This is a genomic window from Streptomyces sp. NPDC041784 (assembly GCF_055591025.1).
This window is the reverse complement of the sequence record NZ_JBVJAB010000045.1, coordinates 1-24,341: the sequence shown is the minus strand read 5'-3', so window position 1 is coordinate 24,341 and position 24,341 is coordinate 1. Positions and strand designations below refer to the sequence as shown.

Genomic DNA, 24,341 nt, shown 5'->3' with positions numbered 1-24,341 from the left:
AATCGGATCCGAACCGCCGTACGACCACGCCGGAGGAGCCCGTGCCACCGACCTCACGCCCGCTACGCAAGCTGGGTTTTCTCACCATCGGGCTGTTCGACGGGGACGACCCGGCCCGGGGCCACGAGACGACCCTGGAGATCATCGAGCTGGGCGAGCGGCTCGGCTTCGACAGCGCGTGGGTGCGCCACCGCCATCTCCAGTACGGCATCTCCTCCCCCGTGGCCGTCCTGGCGGCCGCCTCGCAGCGCACCCGGCGGATCGAGCTGGGCACCGCGGTGATCCCGCTGGGCTGGGAGAACCCGCTGCGCCTTGCGGAGGACCTGGCGACGGTCGACGTGCTGTCCGGGGGCCGGCTCAACCCGGGTGTGAGCGTGGGCCCGCCGATGCACTTCGACCAGGTCAAGGACGCCCTGTACCCGGACACGGCGGACGCGGAGGACTTCGGCTACGAGCGGGTGCGACGGCTCCTGGACCTCGTGCGCGGCGAGTTGGCGTCCGACTTCAGCGGGGTCGAGGGCTTCGAGGCCACGCGGCGGCAGCCGCAATTCGAATACAGCTCGGACCGGGTGCAGCCGCACTCCCCGGGCCTGGGCCGCCGGCTGTGGTACGGCGGAGGCAGCGTGAGTTCCGCGCGGTGGGCGGGCGAGCACGGCATGAACTTCCTGACCAGCAGCGTCGTCAAGGCCGAAGGGCCGGACGACACCCGGGACTTCGCCGAGATCCAGCTGTCGCACATCCGCGCGTTCCGCGCCGCCCACCCCGACGGCGAGGCGGCCCGGGTGTCCCAGGGCCTCGTGGTGATCCCCACCGATTCCGCCTCGCCCCAACAGCGGGCGAAGTACGAGGAGTTCGCCGCCCGGCGGCTGCCCCGCACAGCGTCCCCGCAGGGTCCGGCGCGGCTGCTGTTCGCCCCGGACCTGGTCGGCACCTCCGAGGAGATCGCGGAACGCCTGGACGCGCACGCCGCGTTCCGCGAGATCGACGAGGTGGCGTTCGCCCTGCCGTTCACCTTCGACCACGAGGACTACGTGCAGATCCTCACCGACATGGCGACGAAGCTGGGCCCGGCCCTGGGCCGGCGGCCGGCCGCCTGAGGTCACCGGCGGCCGGGCGCGTCCGGCGTCACCAGCGGCCGGGCTCGGTCCCCGTGACCGGTTCCGACGGCTTTCCGTCCACGCCGACGGGCACGTCCCCGGTGAGCATCACGCGGTGCATGGTGCGCGGAAAGCCGAGGTGGGCGTTGTCGCTCGGCGCGAGGTGGATGGTGGCCCGGTTGTCCCAGAAGGCCACGCTGCCGGGCTCCCAGCGGAAGCGGACCGTGTACTCGGGCCGTACCGCCTGCTCCAGCAGCATGTCGAGCAGGGCGCGGCTCTCGGCCCGCGAGACATCGGCGATCTGCTCGACGTAGTAGCCGTTGACGTACAGCACCTTCTCCCCGGTCTCCGGGTGGACCCGCACCAGCGGATGCAGGGACGCGACCTGGTGGCCGAGCAGGTGGCGGACGTACGTGTCGTCGCCGGGGCGGGGCTGGTAGCCGACGCCGAGCCGGTGCTCGGCGCGCAGTCCGTCCACGAAGTGCCGTACCGGCGCGGAGAGTCCGGCGTAGGCGGCGGCCAGGTTGGCCCAGGTGGTGTCGCCGCCGTACGGGGGGACCGTCTCGGCGCGCAGGATCGTCGCGGCCGGCGGGTCGATCCGGGCGCCGTGGTCGCAGTGCCAGCCGCGCAGCAGGGTGTGGCGGCGGCGCTGGAGCCACTCCTCGTGCTCCATGCCGAACTTCCCGCCGAGTTCCAGGCGGTCGGCGGTCGTCTCGATCTCGGGGAAGTCCGGTGGCGAGGCGCCGCCCCGCTTGCGCAGCACGACCGGATCGCCGAATCGCCGGGCGAAGGCCACGTGTGCGGCGTGGTCGAGGCGCTGTCCACGGAAGAACACCACCTTCCAGCGCAGCACGGCGGCCCTGATCGCGGCGACCCGGGCCCGGTCGAGGCCGTCGGCCAGGTCGACGCCGGTGATCTCGGCGCCGATGTGTCCGGCGGCCGGGTGCACCTCGATCCCCGCCCCCCGTACCAGCCCGTCCTCCGTGTCCCAGCCCGTTGTCATGCGCGCTCCGATGGTCGTCCGGTTGATCGATCCTCACCGTATCCCTGAGGCTGGAAGGACGACACAGCCGAAGAGAGGTCCCACGGTGAGCGACATCCCGGTGCACACGCTGGACGACGGTACGCGGCTCCCTGCCCTGGGGCTGGGCACCTGGCCGATGGACGACGCGCAGGCGGAGGAGGCGGTGGCCGCGGCGCTCGGCCTGGGCTACCGGCTGATCGACACGGCGACGAACTACCGCAACGAGACCGGGGTCGGCCGCGGGGTGGCGCGCGGCGGGGTGCCCCGTGAGGAGATCGTGATCACGACGAAGCTGCCCGGCCGCCACCACGGCTACGAGGAGACCCTGGCCTCCTTCGAGGAGTCACGGCGGCGGCTCGACGTCGACCACGTCGACCTGTACCTGATCCACTGGCCGCTGCCCCGGGTCGGCAAGTACGTCGACTCCTGGCGGGCCATGATCAAGCTCCGTGCGGAGGGCCTGGTCCGGTCGATCGGCGTCTCGAACTTCACGCCCGAGCACATCGAGCGTCTGGAGGAGGAGACAGGGGTGCTGCCCTCGGTCAACCAGATCGAGCTGCATCCGCTGTTCCCCCAGGACGAGCTGCGCGCCTTCCACCAGGCGAAGGGCATCGTCACGGAGAGCTGGAGCCCACTGGGCCGGGGCTCGGAGCTGCTGCGCGACCCCCTGGTGGTCTCCGTCGCCGAGGCCCTGGGCGTCACCCCGGCGCAGGTCCTGCTGCGCTGGCACGTCCAGCTGGGCGCGGTCCCGATCCCGAAGTCGTCCGACCCGGCCCGTCAGCGCGACAACCTGGACGTCTTCGGCTTCGCGCTCGGCCCGGCCCAGATGGCGGTGATCACGGACCGCGCGCACCGGCGGCTGGGCGGGGATCCGCAGGTGCACGAGGAGTTCTGAAGGCGCGCGAGAAGTTCTGAGCGTGCCGGTCACTGGGGCGCCAGGGTCTGCTCCGCCCAGATCGTCTTGCCCCGGTCCGTCTGCCGGCTGCCCCAGCGCTGGGTGAGCTGGGCGACGAGCAGCAGGCCGCGGCCGCCCTCGTCGTAGGCGTGGGCGCGGCGCAGGTGCGGGGAGGTGGAACTGCCGTCGGAGACCTCGCAGATGAGGTTGCGGTCGCGGATCAGCCGCAGCCGGATGGGGGGTTCGCCGTAGCGGATGGCGTTGGTGACCAGTTCGCTGACGACGAGTTCGGTGACGAACGCGGCCTCCTCCAGTCCCCACACGGCGAGTTGCTCGGTGGCGGCCTGGCGGGTGGCGGCCACCTGGGCGGGGTCCGGCTCCACGTCCCAGGCGGCGACCTGGTCCGCGCCGAGCGCGCGGGTGCGGGCGAGCAGCAGGGCGACGTCGTCGCTGGGCTCCTCCGGCAGGACGGCCTTGAGCACGGTGTCGCAGAGGGCGTCGAGGGTGGCGGCTGGTGCGGTGAGCGCGTTGCACAGCTCGCCGGTCGAGCGGTCGACGTCGCGGTCGCGGTCCTCGATCAGGCCGTCGGTGCAGAGGGCGACGACCGCGCCCTCGGGCAGTTCCAGCTCGACCGCCTCGAAGGGCAGCCCGCCGACGCCGAGCGGGGGGCCGGGGGTCAGGGGGACGAGGTGCACGGTGCCGTCGGGCAGGACGACCGCCGGGGAGGGGTGTCCGGCGGCGGCCAGGGTGAGGTACCGGCTGACGGGGTCGTAGACGGCGTACAGACAGGTGGCGCCGAGTTCCGCGACGTCGTCGCCGCCGCCCTCGTAGGCCGCCAGGTGGGTGACGAGGTCGTCGAGGTGGGTGAGCAGCTCGTCGGGTGGCAGGTCCACGTCGGCGAGGGTGCGGACGGCCATGCAGAGGCGTCCGGCCGGTCTCGGTGACCTGGCGGAGTTGGTGGTTGAAGCCGCGGCTGTGCTCGGCGTCCTCGACGGTCTCGGGGAAGTGGCGGCCGAGCAGGACGTCCTCCGAGACGCCCATGACCTTGCAGGCGGCCTCGTTCAGGCGCAGATAGCGCTGCCGAGGGTCGAAGACGGACATGGACATGGAGGCCTGCTGGAAGGCGCGCCCGGCGAGCGTCGGTTCCGGGGCGGCCGGCCGTTCGGCGGTGAGCGCCCAGCCGGTGGCCGTGCCGTCGGGGCCGAGCACCGGGCAGGCGGTGACGGCGAGGGTGACGGGGTCGCCGTCGCGGTGGCGGACCACGACGGGGCCGGTCCAGGCGGACGCGCCGCGCGGCCGGAGGTCCTCGGTGAGCAGGTCGGTCGCCGCCCGCCCCACGGCCTCCTCGGCCGGATGGCCCGTCAGCAGACGGGCACCCTCGCTCCAGCCCGTCACGATGCCCCGGGCATCGATGACCGCCGCAGCGACGACATGCTCCGTGTCGTCCAGAGTGGTCCCTTTGGTCCGGGGCATCAAGCCGCCAGGGGCCGACCGAGGCGGGAGCGGCCCCCGGCCCTCAGGAGCGGTGGGCGCGCAGCGCCTCCAGGGCGCGGTCGGCATGGGTGTTCATGCGCAGTTCGCTGCGCACGACCTCCAGGACGGTGCGGTCCTGCGCGATCACGTAGGTGACGCGCTTGGTGGGGGCCAGGGAGAATCCGCGCTTCACGCCGAACCGTTCCCGCACGCTGCCGTCGACGTCGGAGAGCAGGGTCATGCCGAGGGTGTGACGGCCGGCGAACTCCTGCTGGCGGTCGACGGAGTCCCCGCTGATGCCGACGGGCCGCGCGCCGACGGCCGCGAACTCGGCCGCCAGGTCACGGAAGTGGCAGGCCTCGGCGGTGCAGCCGGGGGTGAGGGCGGCCGGGTAGAAGAAGAGGACCACGGGGCCGTCGGCGAGCAGGTCCGTCAGGCTGCGCGCCGTGCCGGTCTCGTCCGGCAGGGAGAAGTCCTCGACCAGGTCACCGGTCTCCAGAGCCTTCGTCATCACTGTGCCTGCCGTCCTTCCGTGCCGCGCGCCACGCCGCGGGCCCACAGCACGAGGGGCACCTGCAGGGGCAGCCGGCCGATCGCGGCCGCCTTGAGGGGGGTGGGCCGGTCGCGCCAGTCGAGCGCCATCTTGACGTTGGCGGGGAACACGCCGACGAAGAGGGCGGCCGCGGCCAGGGCGGCGGGCTTCCGGGTCCGGGGCAGTGCCACGCCGGCCGCCAGCGCCAGCTCGGCGACGCCGCTGGCGTACGTCCAGGTCCGGGGCGAGCCCGGCAGGACCTTCGGGATGATCGCGTCGAACGGGCGGGGTACGGCGAAGTGGGCGACGCCCATACCGGCGAGCAGGCCCGCCAGCAGCAGGGGTGAGCGTTCGGACCGGGGCACGGTTCCTCCTCTGATGACCTGGAGGCCGACATTACTGGACGGTAGGCGGGCCACCGGACGCGGGGTCTCCGAGCGGGGGTCCCCCCTCAACCGGTGTGTTCCCGGCCGCCGTTGGCCGCGGTCAGGGCAGGCGCCGGTGCTGCCCCGGGGTGTGTCCGAAGGTGCGCCGGAAGACGTCGATGAACGCACTGGCGGAGGACCAGCCGCAGCGCACGGCGACGGTGGTGCCGTGGTGTGCCGCTCGGTCGTCTTCGTCGGCCTGAGCGCGTTCGTCTCGCTGTACGTGCGGGAGCGCACCGGCGGCGGGGAGGCGGCCGGTACGGCCGCGCTGTGCGTGCTCTACGCGGGCGGTGCGGTGGGGACGCTGGCCGGGAGCCGGCTCGCCGAGCGGTACGGGCGGCTCACGGTGGTCCGCCGCTCGTACGGAGTGACGCTGCTCGCGATGGCGGGCGTGCTCCTCGTGCCGGGCCCGCCGCTGTACCTCTGCGTGGCCCTCGCCTCGGCGGGGCTGTACGTGCCGTTCTCGCTGCACGTGACGCTGGGCCAGGACCGTATGCCCCGGCACATGGGCACCGCGAGCGGGGTCACGCTCGGGCTGACGGTGAGCGTGGGGGGCGCGGCGGCGCCGGCCCTCGGGGCGCTGGCGGACGCCACGTCCCTGCGGACCGGGCTGCTCCCGCTCCTGCTGCCCCCCGTGGTGGCCTGGTTGCTGCTGCGCGGCCTGCGCGAGCCGGACCCGGCCCCGCTCGTGCCCCCGGGCGGGCCCGGACCGGGTCAGGCGGTGACGGGCGGCTGCTCGGGCTCGTCCTCGACGGCGTAGGAGAGGAAGTCGTCGACCATGCGGTGGAAGAGCGTGGCGAGCTGGCCCAGCTCCTCCGGGGCCCAGTCGGAGAGCGCCAGCTGCATCCCCCGGGCGCCCGCCTCCCGGACCCGGCCGACGGCCTCGCGGCCGGCGTCGGTGAGCTCGATGCGCTGGGCCCGGCGGTCGTCGGGGTCGGGGACCCGGGTGACATACCCGGACTTCTGGAGCTGCTGCACCGTGCGGGTCACGTGGGAGGCCTCGACGCCGAGGCTCTGGGCCAGCTCTCCCGGCCGCTGCGGCTCGGCGTCGGCGACCTGGCGCAGCAGGGCCACGGCGGCCCGGTCCAGCGGGACGCCGGCCAGGGCCATCAGCCGGTCGTGCTGGCGGGCACGGGTGCTGAGGTAGGTGATGCGCGTGAGGGCGCGCTCGATCTCGATCACTTCCGGGGAGGCGACGGAGGGCAGGGGGAGCGGTGGGGTGGACATGCGACCCACTTTACCATCTTGTTGCGTAACTCAAGTAAGTTACCGCGTCCGCCTGCCCCGGCCGCTGCGGGGAGATCGCCGACGGGGTCGCCGGACGCGTCGGGGCCCGGCAGGCTCGCACCGCCCGCCGGGCCCCTTGCGCCGTCAGGCGGGGACGGGCACGTGCTCGCCCCAGGCCGCGCCGGTGGCGATCGCCTGCCGCCACAGCCGGATCGCCTTCGGCGGCATCCCCACCGCGAGTGCCCCGCTCACCCGGTCGCCGGTGCGGTACGCGGCCACGAACCGCTGCTCGGCGAGGTCGCCCTCGACGACGGCCACCTCGTCGTGCCCGCGCAGATGGCCGTATGCCTGGATCTTCATGTCGTACTGGTCCGACCAGAAGTACGGCACCGGCGCGAACGGCTTGCGCGCCTCCGGGGCGGCGAGCAGGTTGCGGGCGGCCGCCATGCCCTGCTCGGCCGCGTTGGTGCGGTGCTCGATCCGCATCGACGTGCCGAACAGCGGGTTGTGCCAGCGGGCCACGTCCCCGGCGGCGTACACGCCCGGGGCCGCCTCCAGGTGCTCGTCGCAGACCAGGCCGTCCGCGACCGTCAGTCCGCTGCCGGCCAGCCAGTCGGTGTGGGGCACCGAGCCGACGGCCACGAGCACCTCGTCGGCCTCGACCACCTCGCCGTCGTCGAGCCGTACGCCGTCCTCGGTCACCTCAGTGACCGTGACCCCGCAGCGCAGGTCCACGCCCCGGTCGCGGTGGGCCTGCGACAGCACCCGCCCGACCCGCTCGCCGACGGCGTGCGCCAGCGGCACCGCCGCCGGTTCCAGCAGCGTCACCCGGGCCCCGAGCCGCCAGGCGACGGCCGCCGCCTCCGCGCCGAGGAACCCGGCGCCGACCACGACCAGATGCCGTCCGGGCGCCAGCCGCTCCCGCAGGGTGAGCGCGTCCCCCAGGGTGCGCAGCACATGCGCGCCCTCGCCGGGCAGCCGACGCGGCCGGACCCCGGTGGCCACGATCAGTCCGTCGTACGGCAGTTCGGAGCCGTCGGCCGACCGGACCACGCGCCGCACCGGGTCGAGGCCGGTGGCCGCGACGCCGACCCGCAGGTCGAGGCCGAGCGCGGCGAGGTCCTCGGAGCGGCGCAGCTGGAGCCGCTCCTCCTCCCATTCGGAGGCGAGCAGCTGCTTGGACAGGGGCGGACGGTCGTACGGGAGGTGCGGTTCGTCGCCCAGGAGGGTGAGGGCGTCGTCGTAGCCCTCGCGCCGGAGGGTCTCGGCCGCGGCGAGTCCGGCGGCGGAGGCTCCGACGACCACGATCCGGTTCACTGCTCGACCAGTCGGATCGCGGCGGCGGGGCAGACGGCGACGGCCTCGCGGACGTCGTCGAGGAGTTCGGGCGCGGGCCGCTCCTCGAGCAAAATCGCGATGCCGTCGTCGTCCTGGCCGAAGACCTGCATGGCGGCGACCACGCACTGCCCGGAGGCGACACACTTGTCGGATTCCAGCTCCACCTTGGCGGACGTCATGGGATTCCCCTTCCTCACTTCTTCACGTTCGATCGCCGTTACTGCGGTGGGACGGGGAACCGTCACCAGGTCACGGGCAGGGAGTGGACGCCGTAGATGAAGGCGTCGTGCTTGAAGCGGACGTCGTCCAGCGAGCCGGCCAGGCTCAGGGTCGGGATGCGCCTGTAGAGGGTGCCGTAGACGACCTGGAGTTCCATGCGGGCCAGCGGCTGGCCGAGGCACTGGTGGACGCCGAAGCCGAAGGCGACATGGCGGCGGGCGTCGCGGGTGATGTCGAGGCGGTCGGGGTCGGGGAAGACCTCGGGGTCGCGGTTGGCGACCTCGTTGACCATGATCACGCCGTCGCCGGCCCTGAGCACCTGCCCGGCGATCTCGATGTCCTCGGTGACCGCGCGGCGCCGGCCGAGGTGGGTGATGTGCAGAAAGCGCAGCAGTTCCTCGACGGCGGAGGCGACCAGTTTGGGGTCGTCGGTCTCGCGCAGCAGGGCGAGCTGGTCGGGGTGCTGGAGCAGGGCGAGGGTGCCGAGCGCGATCATGTTCGCGGTGGTCTCGTGGCCGGCGACGAGCAGCAGCAGGGCCATCTCGGTCGCCTGCTGGTGGTCGATCTCACCGGCGGTGACGCGTCCGGCGATGCTGGAGAGCAGGTCGTCGCGGGGGTCGGCGATCCGCTTGCCGATGAGCGCGGCGAGATAGCCAGCCACCTCACGGCTGGCCGCGCCGCGCTGTTCGGGGGTGGCGTCCCGGTGGACCATCGTCTTGGTGTTGTCCTGGAAGAAGGCGTGGTCGTCGTAGGGCACGCCGAGCAGTTCGCAGATCACCAGCGAGGGGATGGGGAGCGCGAACTTCTCCACCAGGTCGACCGGTGCGGGGCCGGCCAGCAGGTCGTCGATCAGGTCGTCCACGATGCGCTGCACGGCCGGGCGCAGGGCCTCCACCCGTTTGACGGCGAACGGCGCCGTCACCATCCGGCGCAGCCGGGCGTGTTCGGGGTCGTCCATCATGATGAAGCCGAGCTTGCCCTCGCCGGCCTCGGGGCTGGCCTTGGTCGGGTAGCCGGGGCTGTCGGTGTCGGCGCTGCCCCGGGGGTCGCCCAGGATCGCGCGCTGCTCGGCGTAGCGGGTCACGAGCCAGGGCTCGGAGCCGTCCCAGAGCCGCACCTTCGTCAGCGGCGCCTGTTCCTGGAGGTCCCGGAGGGCGGGCGGGGGGTCGAAGGGGCAGCGGGCCGCCCTGGGCATCGGGAACTCGGGGGCCGCGTCCGGGGTTTCGGGCACGGGGCCGGTCAGGATGTCGGCCATGGCTCTCCTCGGTGGTGGGGGCTCCGGTCGGGCCGGAGCGCCGGGGGAAGGGGTCGAGGCCTCGATGAGCACATGCAAACAGAGGGGGGAGAACGTCCACCATGCGGCCCAACAGAGCGGCGAGCCTGCGCAGTTCGCCGAGCGGCCAGTCCGCCAGGGCCGGCTGCATCCCGCGCGCGCCCGCGTCGCCCAGCCGCGCGACGGCGTCCTCGCCGAGCGGGGTGAGCCGGATCCGCCGGGCCCGCGGGTCGTCGGGGTCGGCGACCCGGGTGACGTATCCGGCCTTCTGGAGCCGCTGCACCTGACGCGTGACGTGCGAGGCCTGGACGGCGAGCACCTGGGCCGGCTCCCCCGGCCGCAGCGGGTCGTGGTCGGCGATCCGGCGCAGCATCGCGACGGCGGCCCGGTCGAGCGGTACGCCCGCCAGGGCGACCAGCCGGTCGTGCCGACGGGCGCCGGCACTGAGGTAGGCGACGTGCGTGAGGGCCCGCTCGATCTCGACCGCCGCGGGCGAGGCCGGCGGCACTGCGGGCGGCGAGGGGGACATGGGTTCACCCTACCTTTCTACTTGCCTGACTCAAGTAATCTCATCGCTTGCTTGACTCAAGTAATCCACATATGCTTGCCTAACTCAAGCAACGCAACCGATGCCCGACCCTCGAACCACACCAGCTGAACAGCCCCGACGCCCCTCCCCGGAGGGTGCGGCCGCACCGACCGGAGCCGCCCCGAGCGGAGGCGGCTCCTCGGCGCCGAACCCGTGGGGACGGGGTACGGCGCGGTCCCCGGGCCCGGCCGCCGGCTCACTCCCCCCGACCGGCGCCGGGCCCGAGGACACACCAGCCCGCCACGCCCGCTCGACCGCCCCGGCCCGGCTCTCCTCCGGCCGAGCACAGGTCCGCGGCGTGGCACACGGGGACGACAGACAGGACCCCTCCCCTGCCGCGGCGATCCTGCTCCTGGCGTCCGCGCATCTCCTCGCACCCTTCACCGCTCCGGGCGGGCCACGCCCTCCCGGAGTCCGTCAGGGCTCCCCGGAGCCCCGCACCACCTGATGTCCGGCAACCCAGAAAGGCACCCCACATGAGCACCATGAAGTCCGTCCGGACCGGCGGCGTCGGCAAGATCGAGGTCGTGGACGTCGAGCGGCCGGTGCCCGGTCCCAGGGACGTCCTGATGCGGATCCGCGCCTGCGGCATCTGCGGCACCGACGTCACGTTCCTGCACATGGGCGGCATGCCCGCCCGCGCCCATCTGGGCGGCGAGCTGGTGCCGGTGCCGCTCGGACACGAGCCCGCCGGTGAGATCGTCGAGGTCGGCGCCGAGGTCACCGGTCTGAAGGCCGGCGACCGGCTGGTGGTGAACCCGCAGGACGCGCCCACCGGCATCATCGGCTGCGGCGGGAAGTTCGGCGGGATGAGCGAGTTCCTGCTGATCGAGAACGCCGAGGTCGGCAAGAGCGTCGCCGTCTTCCCGGACACCGTGCCCTTCGACGTGGCCTCGCTCAACGAGCCCATGGCCGTGGCCCGGCACGCCGTGAACCGCTCCGAGGCGGGGCCCGACGACAAGGTCGTGGTCTTCGGCGCCGGGCCCATCGGCCTGGGCGCAGCGATCTGGTTCAAGCTGCGCGGCGTGAAGCACGTCGTCGTCGCCGACGTCATCCCCTCCCGGCTGGAGAAGGCACTGGCCGTGGGCGTGGACGCCGTCATCGACTCCGCGAAGCAGGACGTCACCGCGCGGCTGACCGAACTGCACGGCCAGGCCGCCAACGCCCTCGGCCAGCCGCGGCCCGGTACCGACATCTACCTCGACGCCGCCGGCGCCCCGGCCGTCTTCAACACCGTGGTCGCCAACGCCAAATGGCACGCCAAGCTGGTCATGGTCGCCGTGCAGAAGAAGGGCGAGATCGATCTCGGCGGCATGCTGCGCAGCGAGCTGACCCTCGTCCCCTCCCAGGGCTACCCCACCGAGATCTTCGAGGTCACGCCCGAACTCGTGGAGCACCAGGAGCGGTTCGCCAAGCTCATCAGTCACCGCGTCCCGTTCTCCGAGGCGGAGCGCGCCTTCGGGCTGACGATGGCGCCGGGCGCCGCGGAGAAGGTCGTCGTCACGCTGGACGACTGACCGGACGGGCCGGCCGCCGGTGCTCCCGGCGGCCGGTACCCCCGCATCCCACCCCACCCACAGGAACGGCACTCCATGCGCGCGACCCTGCGACAGGCGGCGCGGGCCACGGTCCACCTCATGCTGGCCGCGGCCATGGCCTTCGGGTCGTACCTCTTCATCACCGTCCTGCTGATCACCGCCACGGGCGCGGTGACGGTCGTCGGGATCTGGCTGCTGCCCGAGACCGTGCTGCTGATACGGCGGATCGCGGGCGCCAAGCGGCGGCTGACGGCCGTCTGGACCGGGCGGGAGATCCCGGAGGCGTACGAGCCGGTCACCGGGCCCCTGCGGGAGCGGCTGCGGGCGACCGTCCGGGATCCCGGCACTGTCACCGACGCCCGCTGGCTGGCCGCGTACTTCGGCTACGGATGGCTGACGGTGCTGGTGGTGCCGTTGTGGGCGGCCGGGCTCGTCGTCGACGGGGTGTGGTGCGGGCTGCTGGGCCGTGAGGCGCTCGTGCTGCCGTTGATCGTCCGGCTGGCCGATGTCGAGGCCGGCTGGTCGACCACGCTGCTGCGGCCCTCCCCCGAGGCGCGGCTGACCCGGCGGGTCGAACAGCTCACCGCGACCCGGGCGGACGCGGTCGCCGCGCACGGCTCCGAACTGCGCCGTATCGAACGGGATCTGCACGACGGCGCACAGGCCCGGCTGGTGGCCCTGTCGCTGCGTATCGGGCTGGCCGAGCGGGCGTACGCAGCCGACCCGGAGACCGCGCGGAAGCTGCTCGCCGACGCGCAGGACCAGGCCGAGGAGGCGCTGACGGAGCTGCGGCACGTGGTGCGCGGCATCCATCCGCCGATCCTCACCGACCGGGGGCTGGCGGGCGCCGTGCGGGCGCTCGCGGCGCGCTGGGGATCCTCCCGCGCGAGCGACGGCGAGAGCGCGGGCGAGCGGGCGGGCGAGAGCGGGGGAGGGCTGCGGGTGGCCGTGCTGGCCGACGGCCTGCCGGACGCGCCACGGGCACCGGCCGCGGTGGAGGCGGCCGCCTACTTCGTGGTCGCCGAGGCGCTGACCAACGCGGCGAAGTACAGCGGGTCAGACACGGCCGAGGTGCTGCTCGCCCGCACCCGGACCGGGCTGCGCGTGCGGGTGCGGGACGAGGGATGCGGGGGCGCCGACGAGAGCGCCGGGTCGGGGCTGCTGGGCCTGCGGCGCCGGGTGGCCGCGCTCGACGGGACGGTGCGGCTGACGAGCCCGCCGGGCGGGCCGACGGTGATCGAGGCGGAGCTGCCGTGCGTGTGGTGAGCCCCGGGCCCCTCGGCCCCTCAACCCTTCGTCGCACGACCGGCTCCACCCGGCTCCACCCGGCTCCACCCGGCTCCACCCGGCTCCACCCGGCTCCACCCGGCTTCGCCGGGAGGCTCCACGTCAGTCCGCTCACCGTCCGCACCCCATGGGCACCGCGCCATGACCAAGCCGGGCGCCCGCGACCGTGCCCGACTGGTCGTCATGGCCTACCGGTCGGGGCCGGTGCAGGCGCCCGTCCAGCCGGCGGCGGTCACTGACGGCCGCGCGACCCGTCACGTCCGTTCAGGGGAAACGCCCGGCCCGCGCGCGTGGTCCGGCACGGCCGTGTCGACAACTCCCCCGTGACCCTCCCGCTCATCGCCCCCATGCTCGCCACGCCGGGCCCGCTGCCGCCCACCGCGCAGGACGCCCGCTGGGCCTACGAGACCAAGCAGGACGGCCAGCGGGCCGTGGTGTACCTCCCCGGGGACGGGACGGTCGGCCTGCGGGCCCGTTCCGGGGAGGACATCACCGGCGCCTACCCCGAACTGCGGGCGCTGGGCGGTGCGCTCGGCGCGACCCCCGCCGTGCTCGACGCGGAGGTGCTGGCGCTGGACGAACACGGCCGCGCCGACTTCCAGTTGCTCCAGTCCCGGATGGGCCTGGCCCACGCGCCGGCCCGGGCGGCGCGGGTCGCGGCGACGGTCCCCGTGCACCTGGTGCTGTTCGACGTGCTGCACCTCGGCGGGCGCTCCCTGCTGCGGGTGCCGTACGCGCAGCGCCGGGCGCTGCTGGAGGGGCTGGAGCTGGAGGGCGGGTTCTGGTCGACGCCGGGCGCGCTCGTCGGCCACGGCCGGGAGGCGCTGGAGGCGACCCGTGCCCATGGTCTGGAGGGCCTGATCTGCAAGCGGCTGGACTCGGTGTACGAGCCGGGGGTGCGCTCCCGGGCCTGGATCAAGATCCGCAACATGCGGGTGGCCGATGTGGTGGTCGGCGGCTGGTCGCCGGGGAAGGGACGGCTGACCGGGCTGCCGGGCGCCGTCCTCGTCGGGCAGCGCACCGAAGCGGGCGCGCTGCGGTACGTCGGCAGTGTCGGCACCGGCTGGAGCGAGGCCGAGCGCGCCGAACTCGCCGCGCTGCTGCGGGCCGCCGCGACCGACGTGTGCCCCTTCGACCCCGTGCCGCCGGCGGCCGGCGCCCACTGGGCGCTGCCCCGGCTGGTCGGCGAGGTGCGCTACAGCACCCGCACCCGGGCGGGGCTGCTGCGCCAGCCGTCCTGGCTCCGGCTGCGGCCGGATCTGACGCCCGAGGAGGCGGACGCGGACCTTCCGGACAGTTCCCCATGACCCGCCGTCAGAGGGACCGACTATTGGGCTGACCTTCATCATTGACACGCCTGCGACCCTTGGCGCCGAAGTGAAAACCCGGGAAGCTGAACTCCCTTTTCCCCCACAGCCGTTCGGCTGCGCCCGGATCACGAGGAGGACGCAGTGTCGTCACCCACGTTCAAGGCCCACCGCAGGAGATGGCTCACCGGACTCGCCGGTGCCGCCGCGATCGTCCTCGCCGTTCCTTCGACCGCGTTCGCCGCCCCTCCCCAGGCGCTGCCCCAGAACGCCGAGGCCGCGGAACTCACCTACCAGCCGACGTTCGACTACGACACGGACGGCTGCTACTCCACCCCCGCGATCGGCCCCGACGGGACGGTCAACGGCGGTCTGAACCCGACCGGCGCGCTCAACGGCAGCTGCCGCGACGCCTCGGACCTGGACAACACCAACAGCTACTCGCGCTACAAGTGCAACAACGGCTGGTGCGCGTACATGTACGGCCTGTACTTCGAGAAGGACCAGGCGATCGCCGGCAGCAGCATCGGCGGGCACCGGCACGACTGGGAGCATGTCGTGGTCTGGGTGCAGAACGGCCAGGTCCAGTACGTCTCGACGTCCAACCACGGCTCGTTCACCGTGCACGCGGCGTCCTCGGTCCGCTTCGAGGGCACCCACGCGAAGATCGTCTACCACAAGGACGGCATCAGCACGCACTGCTTCCGGGTGGGCAACTCCAACGATGAGCCGCCGGAGAACCACAAGGGCACCTGGCAGTACCCGCCGCTGGTCGGCTGGAACGGCTACCCGTCGGGCGTGCGCGACAAGCTGACCGCGTACAACTTCGGCAGCGCCAACTTCGGTCTGAAGGACGGCAGTTTCAACAGCCACCTGTCGACGGCCAAGCCGTCGGGGATAGCCTTCGACCCCAACGCGTAGCCCGCTCGACCGGACCGGTGCCGGGGCCCCCCCCGGCACCAGTCCGCAGGCGATGGACGTCCCCGCGCACACCGCCCATGATGGCCGGATGGATCTTCACGCCGAACGGCCGCCGTTCTCGCGCCCTGTCCACGAGGTGACCGCCGCCCGGGTCCGGCCGGCCCGGCGGGCCGATCTGCCGCGGGTCGCCGAACTGGCCGCCCTGCACGCGGAGTACGAGAAGGCCGCCCCGCCCGTCCCCGGCCTCGCGGACCGGCTGGCGGCGCTGCTCTTCGACGATCCGGCGCCCCGGCTGCGCTGTCTGGTCGCCGAACTGCCCGGCGGCGAGGTCGTCGGCTACGCCACCGGCTCCTCCGTGCTCTCCACCTGGGACGCCCGCGAGTACCTCCACATGGACTGCCTCTTCCTGGCCGCCGGCCACCGCGGCCTGGGCCTGGGCGCCCTCCTGATGGACGCCGTGACCGAGGAGGCCCGCGCCCTGGGCCTGCCCGAGGTCCAGTGGCAGACCCCCGCGTGGAACGAGGGCGCGATCCGTTTCTACGACCGTCTGGGCGCCCGGGGCACGGACAAGCGCCGTTACAGCCTGCCGGTTGGGCCGTGACGGGCACCCGGCGGCCCGGGCAGGAACCGTGAGGTACGCGCGCCCCCGGCCGGGGCGGGGGCGTATACCCCTTCGGCCGGTGATTCATGCCGCGCCGCGGGGCCGAATGCGGGAAGCGGCGCGGCGGACGGGCCGGGAGGGTCTATGGTGTCCGTCATGTCCGTCCCGGAACTGATCCGTATCGTCTCCCGCGACTCCCCCATGGCCCTGGCCCAAGTGGAGCGCGTCCGTGCCGAGTTGGCCGTCCTGCATCCCGGTGTCCGCACCTCGGTCGTCCCCGTGAAGACCACCGGCGACAAGTGGATGGGCGATCTGTCCCAGGTCGAGGGCAAGGGCGCCTTCACCAAGGAGGTCGACGCGGCGCTGCTGGCCGGGGAGGCCGATCTGGCGGTGCACTGCGTCAAGGACGTCCCGGCGGACCGTCCGCTGCCCGCGGGCACGGTCTTCGCCGCGTTCCTGAAGCGGGACGACATCCGCGACGCCCTGGTGCACCCGGGTGGCCTCACCCTCGACGAGCTGCCGGCCGGGACCCGGATCGGCACCTCCTCGGTGCGCCGGATCGCCCAGCTGGCCGCCACCCACCCGCACCTGGAGTGCGTGCCGTTCCGCGGCAACGCCAACCGGCGGCTGGAGAAGCTGGCGGCGGGCGAGGCGGACGCGTTGCTGCTCGCGGTGTCCGGCCTGGAGCGCATCGAGCGCCCGGACGTGATCAGCGAGGTGCTGTCGCCGGAGACGATGATGCCGCCGATCGGCGCGGGCATCCTCGCGCTCCAGTGCCGGGAGGGCGACGACGACCTGATCGACGCGGTGAGCGGCCTCGGCGACCCGGCGACGCACCGGGAGGCCACGGCGGAGCGCATGTTCCTGCATGTGCTCCAGGGCCACTGCAACAGCCCGATCGCCGGGTTCGCGCACGTGGACCGCAGCGGCGAACTGTCGCTGCGGGCGTGTGTGTTCACCCCGGACGGCAAGACCCGGCTGAACGCCCACGAGTGGGCGGGCCGCCTCGATCCGGCGACGCTCGGCACGTCGGTGGCGGTGGCGCTGCTGCGTCAGGGCGCCCGCGAGATCATCGACGGCATCCCGCACTGAGACACCGGGCCACCGAAACACCGGGCAACCGGAAATCCGGAGCACCGGGCCGAGGAGGGCACCGCGTCAGGCGGTGCCCTCCTCGGCCTGGTCCCGCAGGAAGTTGCTCACCTGGAGGGCCAGGCTCTCCCGGCCCGCGCCGGCGGGCACGGACGCCTCGTGCAGTCCGATGCCGCCCGTCCACAGCCGGCGCTCGGCCCAGTCGTCGTCGACGCGCAGCTGCACCTGGACGTCGACCTGGCCGAGCGCGGCCTCGGGTCCGGCGGCGTAGAGCACGGCGGTGGCGCGGCGCAGCGGATAGACGTCGAAGCCCTCGATGAACTGCGAGTTGCGCCAGTCGACGAACGCGCTCTCGCCGTCGGGCCCGATCCGCACGTCGATCTGGCCGTCCTCGAGGTGGATGGTGGAGTGTCCGGCTCCCCGGTTCTCGACGGTCACCCGCAGACAGAAGTACGTCAGCCCCTCGGCGGCGTCGTCGCGCCCGCGCGGCGGCTCGTGCTGCTCCAGACGGTGGACGCGGACCCGCAGACCGGCATGCTCGTCGTACTCCTGCCAGTCCCCGACCACGTTCGGCTTGTACACAGTCCACCTCTCGACTTCTACCGGCTGCTTCCTATCCGTGCGCTCAGCGCACTGTCAAATGAGCGGAATGCGCTGTGGCCAGGGACTTCACCCCTTTTGATCGGTGATCAAGCCGTGCGCAGGAAGAACTCGTCCGGTGCCGCCAGAGCGGTGTTCCGCGGCGTGCCGCACATCACGTCCGTGAGCAAGATCAGCGGGCGGGCCGGCCCAGCAGCGAGTCCGGTGCAGGCGACGGCGGCGGTCATGACTCCTCGGCCTCCTCGTGCAGGCTGACGGCGAGGGTGCGCAGCGCGGGGAGCGCGGCGCGCAGGGCCTCCTGGTCGGCGGGGTCGAGCCGGGCCACGTGCCGGCCGACGAGTGCGGCGCGCCGCTCCTTCCAGTTCCGCAGCCGGTGCTCGGCCGCCTCGGTGAGCAGCAGCCGGGCGGCGCGCCGGTCGGCGGGGTCGGTCTCGCGGACCAGGTAGCCGTCCCTGACCAGGTGGTTGACCAGGGTCGAGACGGAGTTGCCCGCGAGGTACAGCTCCTTGGCGGCGTCCGAGACCCCGATGCCGGGCCGGGCCTCGACGAGCCGCAGCAGCTCGACCTCGGCGCCGCGCAGCCGGGGCACGGTCAGTCCGGAGCGCAGCCGGCGCCGGAGCAGCCGCTGGACACCGACGAGGGCGTCGGCCAGCTCTTCCGGGAAGGTCTCCTTCTCCACACCGTCCTCCACACCCTCGAGATTACCTCTGAGTGAGAGGTATTTTCGGCCCGGCTCGGCCAAGGGAGAGTCAAAACAAAACGGGATAAATTCGCCCATCTGTTTCAGAACGCCCTCCACCGGGCATCCGCAAGGAAGTGCTTCGGACAGGAGGCACGTCCGTGGGACCCCGCCGAGCGGGCCGCCCCGGACGATCGCCGATTCCGTTCGAGCGCGCGTTTGTCCCACGGTGACTGGTCACCCTTCGGCACCCCTTCGGGAAGGCGCGCGCGATGCGTACCACCGTCAGAACGAAGCAGCACCCTCACGACGACGCCCCGGACACCGCACAGGCGTTCGTACGACTGGGCGAACTGCCCGACGGTCCGCAGCGCCGGGCCCTGCGCGACGAGCTGATCCGACTGTGGCTCCCCATGGCCGAGCGGATCGCCGTCCGCTTCCGCGGCCGCGGCGAGACCCTCGAGGACCTGTACCAGGTCGCCGCGCTGGGACTGGTCAAGGCCGTCGACCACTACGACCCGGACCGCGCCCGCGCCTTCGAGGCGTACGCGGTGCCGACCATCACGGGGGAGATCAAGCGCCACTTCCGCGACCACATGTGGACGCTGCACGTCCCGCGCCGGGTCCAGGACCTGCGCAACCGGGTGCGGCACGCGGCGAAGGAGCTGGCCCAGACGACACCGGGCCGGGCGCCGACGGTCGCCGAGATCGCCGCGTACACGCAGCTCAGCGAGGACGAGGTGGCCACGGGCATGGAGGCGCTGGACTGCTTCTCCGCGCTGTCGCTGGAGGCGGAGATGCCCGGCACCGACGGCTACGCCCTGTCGGACGCCCTCGGCGACCCCGACCCCGGCTACGACACCGTCGTGGACCGGGTGGCCGTCGCGCCGTGTCTGCGGGCGCTGCCGGAGCGCGAGCGGACCATCCTCTACCTGCGGTTCTTCCGGGGGATGACCCAGAGCCGTATCGCCGACCAGCTGGGCATCTCGCAGATGCACGTCTCGCGCCTGCTCAGCGCCTGCTGCGCCCGGCTGCGCGAGGAGATCGTCGCCGAATCCGGCTGACCTCACTCCAACGGCGGCGCGCCCGGGACCTGGGTGGGACCGTGCCGGTCCAGCACGTCCTCCAGCTCCGCGCGGATCTTCTCGGGCATGTCGCCGCTGCGCCCCCAGATCAGGATCAGCTCCGAGACGTGGCGCAGCTTGATGTTGGTGTGCTGGGAGACCTCCTTGAGGATCACCCAGCCCTCGTCGGGCGGTATCCGCCCGAGGGCCACGATCACGCCGATCGCCTGATCCACGACGGCGTGGGAGGCGATCGCCTCCTTCAGCTGGTCGACCTCCCGCTCGAGTGCGAGGATCCGGGCCGTTTCGTCGTCGGATCCGCGCGGTACTCGTGCCACCAGTCCATCGTGCCACCGGGTGACTCGGCAGGCGCCCGGGACGGTCACGGCCGGACACTGGGGGAAGACGCCCGGCCGCCGACCGAGAGACCAGGAACGCGAGCACCATGAACCCTCACCCGGAACCCGACCCCGGCGCGAAACCCGACCCCGGCACGCGCGAGCCCCTCTCCACACAGTCCGTCTTCGGCGCGCCCTGCTGGGTGAGCCTGACCAGCCGCGACCTGGGGGCCACCCAGGAGTTCTACGGGGCCGTGCTGGGCTGGACATGGCGCCGGGGCACGCTCGGCGCCCACTTCCGTACGGCCCTCGCCGGTGACGTCCCGGTGGCCGGCGTCGCCGCCGTCGCCGCGATGTGGCAGATGGCGGTGGCCTGGACGCCGTACTTCGCCGTGCCCCGTGCCGATGAGGCCGCGTCCCGCACCCGCGAGCGCGGCGGGACCGTGGCGGTGGGTCCGATCTCACTGCCACCGGGCCGCGCGGCGCTGCTGGCCGACCGGGACGGCGCGACCTTCGGCGTCTGGGAGGGCGAGCTGATGGGCAACTGGGAGGCCTGGCGGCAGGCGGCGCCCGCCTTCATCCGGCTGCACACCCGTGACGCCTTCGACTCCGCGATCTTCTACGGCGAGGTCCTCGACTGGGCCTCCGACCGTCCGGGCTGCTGCGAGGTCCACTACGAGGGCGGAGAGGTCGTGCTGCGAAGCCAGGGCGACGTCGTGGCCAGGATCGTCTCCGGCGCGCTGGAGGCGGCGCCGGACCCGACGATCCGGCCGCACTGGCAGGTCCACTTCGCCGTCGCGGACGTCGCCGCCTGCGCGCGGTCCGCGGAGAAGCACGGCGGGAGCGTGCTGGCCGAGACCGCCGACGAGGCGGTGCTGCGCGATCCCGACGGCGCCCAGTTCACCGTCACCTCACGCCGGGAGCACTGACCGCCTCACTCCGAGCGCCGGGGCGGCCGGGAGAGCACCATCAGGCTGCGCGCCTCCACTCTCACCTCGGCGCCCGCCTTGTACTCGGTCTCGTCACGGCCGCCCTCCGGCTCCGCCGTGTCGGCGCACACCGTCCAGCGCTCCCCGTACGCGGTGCCCGGCAGCCGGAAGACGACGGGCTCCCAGTAGCTGTTGAACAGCAGCAGGAACGAGTCGTCGACGACGGGCCGGCCCCTCGGATCGGGTTCGGCGATCGCGTCGCCGTTGAGGAACACACCGACGCTGTGCGCGTCGGAGCGGTGCCAGTCCCGGGCCCGCATCTCGCGGGCGTCCGGCAGCAGCCAGACGAGGTCGGGGAGCGGCTGCCCGGCGTGGGTCACGGTCTCGCCCCGGAAGAACCGGCGCCGGCGCAGCACGGGGTGGGCGACGCGCAGGGCGACGAGCCGCCGGCAGAAGTCCGTCAGTTCGCGCTGCGCGCCGGTGAGCCGCCAGTCGATCCAGGAGACGGGGTTGTCCTGGCAGTAGGCGTTGTTGTTGCCGCGCTGGGTGCGGCCGAGTTCGTCGCCGTGGCCGATCATCGGGATGCCCTGGGAGAGCAGCAGCGTGGCGAGGAGGTTGCGCTGCTGGCGGGCGCGGAGCACGAGGATCTCCGGGTCGTCGGTGTCGCCCTCCGCCCCGCAGTTCCAGGACCGGTTGTGGCTCTCGCCGTCCCGGTTGCCCTCGCCGTTGGCCTGGTTGTGCTTGTCGTTGTACGAGACGAGGTCGCGCAGGGTGAAACCGTCGTGCGCGGTCACGAAGTTGACGCTGGCGCGCGGCCGGCGCCTGCTGTGGGCGTACAGGTCGGAGGAGCCGGTCAGCCGGGAGGCGAACTCGGCGAGCGAGTGCGGCTCGGCCCGCCAGAAGTCCCGTACGGCGTCCCGGTACCGGCCGTTCCACTCCGACCACAGCGGCGGGAAGTTGCCCACCTGGTAGCCGCCCTCCCCCACGTCCCAGGGTTCGGCGATCAGTTTGACGCGGCTGATCACCGGGTCCTGCTGGATCAGGTCGAAGAACGCCGACAGCCGGTCCACCTCGTGGAACTGCCGGGCCAGGGTGGCCGCGAGGTCGAAGCGGAAGCCGTCGACGTGCATCTCGGTCACCCAGTAGCGCAGCGAGTCCATGATCAGCTGGAGGACGTACGGGTGCCGCATGAGCAGGCTGTTGCCGGTGCCGGTGGTGTCGTAGTAGTGGGACCAGTCGCCGTCCACCAGCCGGTAGTAGGAGGCGTTGTCGATGCCCCGGAAGGAGAGGGTGGGACCCCTCTCGTTGCCCTCGGCGGTGTGGTTGTAGACGACGTCGAGGATCACCTCGAGCCCGGCCGCGTGCAGCGCCTTCACCATCTCCTTGAACTCGGTGACCTGTTGTCCCCGGGTGCCGTGGGCGGCGTAGGCGTGGTGCGGCGCGAAGAAGCCGATGGTGTTGTAGCCCCAGTAGTTGGACAGGCCCCGGTCCTTCAGGACGCCGTCCTGCACGAACTGGTGCACCGGCATCAGTTCGAGGGCCGTCACCCCGAGCGAGGTGAGGTGCTCGGTCACGGCCGGGTGCGCGAGACCGGCGTAGGTGCCGCGCAGGGCGGGCGGGACGTCGGGGTGGGTGCGGGTCAGCCCGCGGACATGGGCCTCGTAGATCACCGTGTCGGCGTACGGGCGCCGGGGCGGGGCGTCGTCGCCCCAGTCGAAGGCCGGTTCGGTGACCACGCCGAGCAGGGTGTGCCCGGCGCTGTCCGCCGGATCGGGGCCGTCGTCCGCGCGTTCGAAGAGGGAGGCGTGGTTGTCGGTCTGGCCGTCGACGGCCCGCGCGTACGGGTCGAGGAGCAGCTTCGCCGGGTTGCACCGGTGTCCGGCGGCCGGGTCCCACGGTCCGTGCACCCGGTATCCGTAGCGCTGGCCCGGTCCGATGTCCGGCAGATAGCCGTGCCAGACGAAGCCGTCGGCCTCGGTCAGCGGCACGGTGCTCGCGGTGCCGTCGTCGGCGACGAGCACGAGTTCGACCCGCTCGGCGACCTCGCTGAACAGTGCGAAGTTGGTGCCCTTGCCGTCGAAGTCGGCACCCAACGGGTAGGGGTGCCCGCTCCAGGCGGGCACCCCTGCCTTCCGGTACGGCCGTGAGGTCACCGGGCGTCCTCCAGAACGCCGTTGCCCTCGCCCACGAGGGCCGCCAGGGCGGTCACCGGAGTTGCGCGGGGGACCTGAAGCACCTCGCGCAGGCTCGGTTCGGGCGCGGTCGGCACCAGCGGGACACGGCCGCCGGCGCGGGCCCGCTGCGAGAACCAGATGACCTTGCCGCCGGTGTGGGTGGTACAGCAGCCCCAGCCGTCGCTCATCGCGGCGATGCGCTCCAGGCAGCCGCGAAGGTCCGGATCCGGGCGCAGTTCGCGGTCGTCACCCCCCACCGCCGTGATCAGGTGCTGGCCGTTCCACCACATCTCGATCGAGATGCACTTGTCGGTGGCGTGTTCGTCGATGGCCTCGAGCAGCATGCCGGCGCCCCGGCAGACGGGTTCGACGAGCGTCTCGAGGTCCCAGTACCTCAGGTGAGCGGCCAGGATGCGCCTGACCTGGTCGACCCGCTCAGGACTGACGTCCACGTCGAGGTGGTAGTAGCAGGGCACTGCGGTCTTCATCGTCGTTGGCTCCTCACCGGCGAGGCTCCCGCTCCGCACGCCCTCGCGGGCCGAAAATGCGGAGGGTGAGCGCTGATCGCTTCTGAGTCACCTCCCACAGTGCGGGCGTTAGTCCATTCGTGCAACACGAGCGCACTCCCGAGGTGATTGAAGATCCAACAAGACGCTGGGTGTCGGCGCGTGCACCATGAGTGAAACATTCATCGAGCCCCCGGAAGGTGAACTGCGTCATGCTGCTACCGGCCAAGACAGAGGTCGCCCGGCAGTTGCGGCGGTACCGGGCGTGGGAACGCGTCATGCTCGCGTCGCCCGCCGATCGCGCGGTGCGGGCCACCTTCGAGGACTCGGGCTACACCTTGTGCGTGCTCATGGGAAAGCGCTGCGCGCGGGAGGCCGCGGACGCGGCCGAACGCTATCTGCGCTCGACTCTTGCCGCCTACCTCCAGGAACAGGACGTACGGCCGCGGCCGGCGGTCCGGCATTCCGCGGCGGCGCGGTAGGAGTGGCCCCGTTCCGGTGCCGGAACGGGAGCCGGGCGACGGGCCCGGCGGACGACACGACGACGAGCCGGGCGGCGGGCCCGGCGGACGACACGGCTGCGAACCGCGCGTCCGACCGGGCCTCGGGCCGGGCGAAGAACACGACGAAGGTGAGACCCATGAGTGCGACCCCTGTCATCGGCCGAATCCCGGTCCGCGACGTGCGGCCGGCGGTGGAGGGCGGCAGACGTCCGGCCAAGGCGGTCACGGGGGAAACGTTCCAAGTGACGGCGACCGTGTTCCGTGAGGGGCACGACGCCGTCGCGGCCAACGTCGTCCTGCGCGGTCCCCGGGGCCGCCGCGGGCCGTGGACGCCGATGCGTGAACTCGCCCCCGGTACCGACCGTTGGGGCGCCGAGGTGACCCCGGACGCGCCGGGCCGCTGGACGTACGTCGTCGAGGCCTGGAGCGATCCGGTCAGCACCTGGCGCCGGTACGCGCGCGTGAAGATCCCGGCAGGCCTCGACGTGGGGCTGGTCCTGGAGGAGGGCGCCGACCTGTACGAGCGCGCGGCGGCCGGCGTACCGAAGGGCCGGGCCCGCACCACGGTCCTGAAGGCGGCGCGGGCCCTGGGCGACGACTCGCTCCCGGTCTCGACCCGGCTCGCGGCGGCGTTGACGCCGGAGGTGGACGCGGTCCTGGCCCGCCATCCGCTGCGGGACCTGGTCACCGCCTCCGACCCGCTGCCCCTG

Annotated in this window: 25 protein-coding genes and 6 pseudogenes; 14 read left to right on the top strand and 17 right to left on the bottom strand. The window is 73.0% G+C overall.

Annotation, left to right across the window (positions count from 1 at the left end; translation table 11 throughout):
- Positions 1-41: 41 nt before the first annotated feature.
- Positions 42-1,097, top strand: a complete 1,056-nt coding sequence (locus tag ACZ6D7_RS43755; protein WP_469503600.1) for an LLM class flavin-dependent oxidoreductase — start codon at positions 42-44, stop codon at positions 1,095-1,097.
- A 28-nt stretch (positions 1,098-1,125) separates the two neighbouring features.
- Here the strand turns inward: ACZ6D7_RS43755 and ACZ6D7_RS43750 are convergent, their stop codons facing one another.
- Entirely contained in the window at positions 1,126-2,100 is a 975-nt protein-coding gene (locus ACZ6D7_RS43750; protein WP_469503597.1) for a TauD/TfdA dioxygenase family protein, read from the bottom strand.
- Positions 2,101-2,185: 85 nt separating this feature from the next.
- Here ACZ6D7_RS43750 and ACZ6D7_RS43745 point away from each other — a divergent pair, with 85 nt between their 5' ends.
- Positions 2,186-3,016, top strand: coding sequence for an aldo/keto reductase (locus tag ACZ6D7_RS43745; protein ID WP_469503595.1), 831 nt, complete (start codon positions 2,186-2,188; stop codon positions 3,014-3,016).
- A 29-nt stretch (positions 3,017-3,045) separates the two neighbouring features.
- Here ACZ6D7_RS43745 and ACZ6D7_RS43740 read toward each other — a convergent pair.
- From ACZ6D7_RS43740 to ACZ6D7_RS43720, 5 genes and pseudogenes are all read right to left on the bottom strand, one after another.
- Positions 3,046-3,945 (bottom strand): annotated as a pseudogene (locus tag ACZ6D7_RS43740) (SpoIIE family protein phosphatase); the annotation flags it as partial.
- 55 nt (positions 3,946-4,000) lie between these two features.
- A pseudogene (locus tag ACZ6D7_RS43735) lies at positions 4,001-4,489 on the bottom strand (PAS domain-containing protein); the annotation flags it as partial.
- Positions 4,490-4,532: 43 nt separating this feature from the next.
- Positions 4,533-5,000, bottom strand: coding sequence for a peroxiredoxin (locus ACZ6D7_RS43730; protein WP_469503592.1), 468 nt, complete (start codon positions 4,998-5,000; stop codon positions 4,533-4,535).
- Entirely contained in the window at positions 5,000-5,386 is a 387-nt protein-coding gene (locus ACZ6D7_RS43725) for a DoxX family protein (RefSeq protein ID WP_469503589.1), read from the bottom strand. The genes ACZ6D7_RS43730 and ACZ6D7_RS43725 overlap by 1 nt, the downstream gene beginning before the upstream one ends.
- 121 nt (positions 5,387-5,507) lie before the next feature.
- A pseudogene (locus ACZ6D7_RS43720) lies at positions 5,508-5,612 on the bottom strand (helix-turn-helix domain-containing protein); the annotation flags it as partial.
- On the opposite strand from ACZ6D7_RS43720, the pseudogene ACZ6D7_RS43715 reads away from it, so the two are divergent.
- Positions 5,610-6,206, top strand: a pseudogene (locus tag ACZ6D7_RS43715) (MFS transporter); the annotation flags it as partial. The pseudogenes ACZ6D7_RS43720 and ACZ6D7_RS43715 sit on opposite strands and share 3 nt — an antisense overlap.
- Here ACZ6D7_RS43715 and ACZ6D7_RS43710 read toward each other — a convergent pair.
- The 5 genes and pseudogenes from ACZ6D7_RS43710 to ACZ6D7_RS43690 all read right to left on the bottom strand — a co-directional run.
- Entirely contained in the window at positions 6,161-6,673 is a 513-nt protein-coding gene (locus ACZ6D7_RS43710; protein ID WP_469503588.1) for a MarR family winged helix-turn-helix transcriptional regulator, read from the bottom strand. The pseudogene ACZ6D7_RS43715 and the gene ACZ6D7_RS43710 overlap by 46 nt on opposite strands.
- Before the next feature lie 144 nt (positions 6,674-6,817).
- On the bottom strand, positions 6,818-7,990 hold the full coding sequence (locus ACZ6D7_RS43705) for an NAD(P)/FAD-dependent oxidoreductase (RefSeq protein WP_469503584.1): 1,173 nt from the start codon (positions 7,988-7,990) through the stop codon (positions 6,818-6,820).
- Positions 7,987-8,190 (bottom strand): ferredoxin, encoded by a 204-nt coding sequence (locus ACZ6D7_RS43700; RefSeq protein ID WP_469503581.1) that lies wholly within the window; start codon positions 8,188-8,190, stop codon positions 7,987-7,989. The genes ACZ6D7_RS43705 and ACZ6D7_RS43700 overlap by 4 nt, the downstream gene beginning before the upstream one ends.
- Before the next feature lie 62 nt (positions 8,191-8,252).
- Complete coding sequence (locus tag ACZ6D7_RS43695) at positions 8,253-9,485, bottom strand: cytochrome P450 (RefSeq protein WP_469503579.1); 1,233 nt, start codon at positions 9,483-9,485, stop codon at positions 8,253-8,255.
- 94 nt (positions 9,486-9,579) lie between these two features.
- Positions 9,580-10,032: pseudogene (locus tag ACZ6D7_RS43690) on the bottom strand (MarR family winged helix-turn-helix transcriptional regulator); the annotation flags it as partial.
- A gap of 536 nt (positions 10,033-10,568) precedes the next feature.
- Here ACZ6D7_RS43690 and ACZ6D7_RS43685 point away from each other — a divergent pair.
- The 7 genes and pseudogenes from ACZ6D7_RS43685 to hemC all read left to right on the top strand — a co-directional run bounded on the left by ACZ6D7_RS43685 (position 10,569) and on the right by hemC (position 16,838).
- The gene (locus ACZ6D7_RS43685; RefSeq protein WP_469503576.1) at positions 10,569-11,609 is read left to right on the top strand and encodes a zinc-dependent alcohol dehydrogenase; all 1,041 of its coding nucleotides are present in this window, start codon (positions 10,569-10,571) and stop codon (positions 11,607-11,609) included.
- Positions 11,610-11,684: 75 nt separating this feature from the next.
- The gene (locus ACZ6D7_RS43680; protein WP_469503574.1) at positions 11,685-12,896 is read left to right on the top strand and encodes a sensor histidine kinase; all 1,212 of its coding nucleotides are present in this window, start codon (positions 11,685-11,687) and stop codon (positions 12,894-12,896) included.
- 107 nt (positions 12,897-13,003) lie between these two features.
- Positions 13,004-13,244: pseudogene (locus ACZ6D7_RS43675) on the top strand (hypothetical protein); the annotation flags it as partial.
- Positions 13,241-14,224 (top strand): ATP-dependent DNA ligase, encoded by a 984-nt coding sequence (locus ACZ6D7_RS43670; protein WP_469503572.1) that lies wholly within the window; start codon positions 13,241-13,243, stop codon positions 14,222-14,224. The pseudogene ACZ6D7_RS43675 and the gene ACZ6D7_RS43670, both read left to right, overlap by 4 nt.
- Before the next feature lie 144 nt (positions 14,225-14,368).
- Positions 14,369-15,145, top strand: a complete 777-nt coding sequence (locus ACZ6D7_RS43665; RefSeq protein WP_469503570.1) for an NPP1 family protein — start codon at positions 14,369-14,371, stop codon at positions 15,143-15,145.
- An 88-nt stretch (positions 15,146-15,233) separates the two neighbouring features.
- Positions 15,234-15,746, top strand: a complete 513-nt coding sequence (locus ACZ6D7_RS43660; RefSeq protein ID WP_469503568.1) for a GNAT family N-acetyltransferase — start codon at positions 15,234-15,236, stop codon at positions 15,744-15,746.
- A gap of 156 nt (positions 15,747-15,902) precedes the next feature.
- Complete coding sequence (hemC, locus tag ACZ6D7_RS43655) at positions 15,903-16,838, top strand: hydroxymethylbilane synthase (protein WP_469503565.1); 936 nt, start codon at positions 15,903-15,905, stop codon at positions 16,836-16,838.
- A 66-nt stretch (positions 16,839-16,904) separates the two neighbouring features.
- On the opposite strand, the gene ACZ6D7_RS43650 is transcribed toward hemC, so the two are convergent.
- From ACZ6D7_RS43650 to ACZ6D7_RS43640, 3 genes are all read right to left on the bottom strand, one after another.
- Positions 16,905-17,420: a hypothetical protein gene (locus tag ACZ6D7_RS43650; RefSeq protein ID WP_469503563.1), complete on the bottom strand. Its 516-nt coding sequence runs from the start codon at positions 17,418-17,420 to the stop codon at positions 16,905-16,907.
- Between the two features lie 107 nt (positions 17,421-17,527).
- Positions 17,528-17,665, bottom strand: coding sequence for a hypothetical protein (locus ACZ6D7_RS43645; protein ID WP_469503561.1), 138 nt, complete (start codon positions 17,663-17,665; stop codon positions 17,528-17,530).
- Entirely contained in the window at positions 17,662-18,117 is a 456-nt protein-coding gene (locus ACZ6D7_RS43640; RefSeq protein ID WP_469503645.1) for a MarR family winged helix-turn-helix transcriptional regulator, read from the bottom strand. The genes ACZ6D7_RS43645 and ACZ6D7_RS43640 overlap by 4 nt, the downstream gene beginning before the upstream one ends.
- Positions 18,118-18,389: 272 nt before the next feature.
- Between ACZ6D7_RS43640 and ACZ6D7_RS43635 the strand changes: the two genes are divergently transcribed.
- A complete protein-coding gene (locus tag ACZ6D7_RS43635; RefSeq protein WP_469503558.1) occupies positions 18,390-19,181 on the top strand; it encodes an RNA polymerase sigma factor SigF in 792 nt (263 codons plus the stop codon).
- A gap of 2 nt (positions 19,182-19,183) precedes the next feature.
- On the opposite strand, the gene ACZ6D7_RS43630 is transcribed toward ACZ6D7_RS43635, so the two are convergent.
- Entirely contained in the window at positions 19,184-19,519 is a 336-nt protein-coding gene (locus ACZ6D7_RS43630; protein WP_469503555.1) for an ANTAR domain-containing protein, read from the bottom strand.
- Positions 19,520-19,626: 107 nt separating this feature from the next.
- Here ACZ6D7_RS43630 and ACZ6D7_RS43625 point away from each other — a divergent pair, with 107 nt between their 5' ends.
- Positions 19,627-20,448: a VOC family protein gene (locus tag ACZ6D7_RS43625; RefSeq protein ID WP_469503553.1), complete on the top strand. Its 822-nt coding sequence runs from the start codon at positions 19,627-19,629 to the stop codon at positions 20,446-20,448.
- Positions 20,449-20,453: 5 nt separating this feature from the next.
- Here ACZ6D7_RS43625 and glgX read toward each other — a convergent pair whose 3' ends face one another.
- Both glgX and ACZ6D7_RS43615 read right to left on the bottom strand, forming a co-directional pair.
- The gene (gene glgX / locus ACZ6D7_RS43620) at positions 20,454-22,571 is read right to left on the bottom strand and encodes a glycogen debranching protein GlgX (RefSeq protein ID WP_469503643.1); all 2,118 of its coding nucleotides are present in this window, start codon (positions 22,569-22,571) and stop codon (positions 20,454-20,456) included.
- Between the two features lie 26 nt (positions 22,572-22,597).
- Entirely contained in the window at positions 22,598-23,110 is a 513-nt protein-coding gene (locus tag ACZ6D7_RS43615; protein WP_469503550.1) for a pep a2, read from the bottom strand.
- A gap of 230 nt (positions 23,111-23,340) precedes the next feature.
- Between ACZ6D7_RS43615 and ACZ6D7_RS43610 the strand changes: the two genes are divergently transcribed.
- Entirely contained in the window at positions 23,341-23,610 is a 270-nt protein-coding gene (locus ACZ6D7_RS43610; protein ID WP_469503548.1) for a DUF5133 domain-containing protein, read from the top strand.
- 158 nt (positions 23,611-23,768) lie between these two features.
- A partial coding sequence (locus ACZ6D7_RS43605; RefSeq protein WP_469503542.1) for a maltotransferase domain-containing protein occupies positions 23,769-24,341 on the top strand: 573 nt, incomplete at its 3' end.

Bases quoted from the DNA above. Each gene is read 5' to 3' on its own strand.
- ACZ6D7_RS43610 (WP_469503548.1), top strand. From the start codon at position 23,341: ATGCTGCTACCGGCCAAGACAGAGGTCGCCCGGCAGTTGCGGCGGTAC.
- ACZ6D7_RS43750 (WP_469503597.1), bottom strand. From the start codon at position 2,100: ATGACAACGGGCTGGGACACGGAGGACGGGCTGGTACGGGGGGCGGGG.
- ACZ6D7_RS43700 (WP_469503581.1), bottom strand. From the start codon at position 8,190: ATGACGTCCGCCAAGGTGGAGCTGGAATCCGACAAGTGTGTCGCCTCC.
- ACZ6D7_RS43695 (WP_469503579.1), bottom strand. From the start codon at position 9,485: ATGGCCGACATCCTGACCGGCCCCGTGCCCGAAACCCCGGACGCGGCC.
- ACZ6D7_RS43660 (WP_469503568.1), top strand. From the start codon at position 15,234: ATGGATCTTCACGCCGAACGGCCGCCGTTCTCGCGCCCTGTCCACGAG.
- ACZ6D7_RS43730 (WP_469503592.1), bottom strand. From the start codon at position 5,000: ATGACGAAGGCTCTGGAGACCGGTGACCTGGTCGAGGACTTCTCCCTG.
- ACZ6D7_RS43635 (WP_469503558.1), top strand. From the start codon at position 18,390: ATGCGTACCACCGTCAGAACGAAGCAGCACCCTCACGACGACGCCCCG.
- ACZ6D7_RS43625 (WP_469503553.1), top strand. From the start codon at position 19,627: ATGAACCCTCACCCGGAACCCGACCCCGGCGCGAAACCCGACCCCGGC.
- ACZ6D7_RS43645 (WP_469503561.1), bottom strand. From the start codon at position 17,665: ATGACCGCCGCCGTCGCCTGCACCGGACTCGCTGCTGGGCCGGCCCGC.
- ACZ6D7_RS43680 (WP_469503574.1), top strand. From the start codon at position 11,685: ATGCGCGCGACCCTGCGACAGGCGGCGCGGGCCACGGTCCACCTCATG.
- ACZ6D7_RS43615 (WP_469503550.1), bottom strand. From the start codon at position 23,110: ATGAAGACCGCAGTGCCCTGCTACTACCACCTCGACGTGGACGTCAGT.
- hemC (WP_469503565.1), top strand. From the start codon at position 15,903: ATGTCCGTCCCGGAACTGATCCGTATCGTCTCCCGCGACTCCCCCATG.
- ACZ6D7_RS43685 (WP_469503576.1), top strand. From the start codon at position 10,569: ATGAGCACCATGAAGTCCGTCCGGACCGGCGGCGTCGGCAAGATCGAG.
- ACZ6D7_RS43710 (WP_469503588.1), bottom strand. From the start codon at position 6,673: ATGTCCACCCCACCGCTCCCCCTGCCCTCCGTCGCCTCCCCGGAAGTG.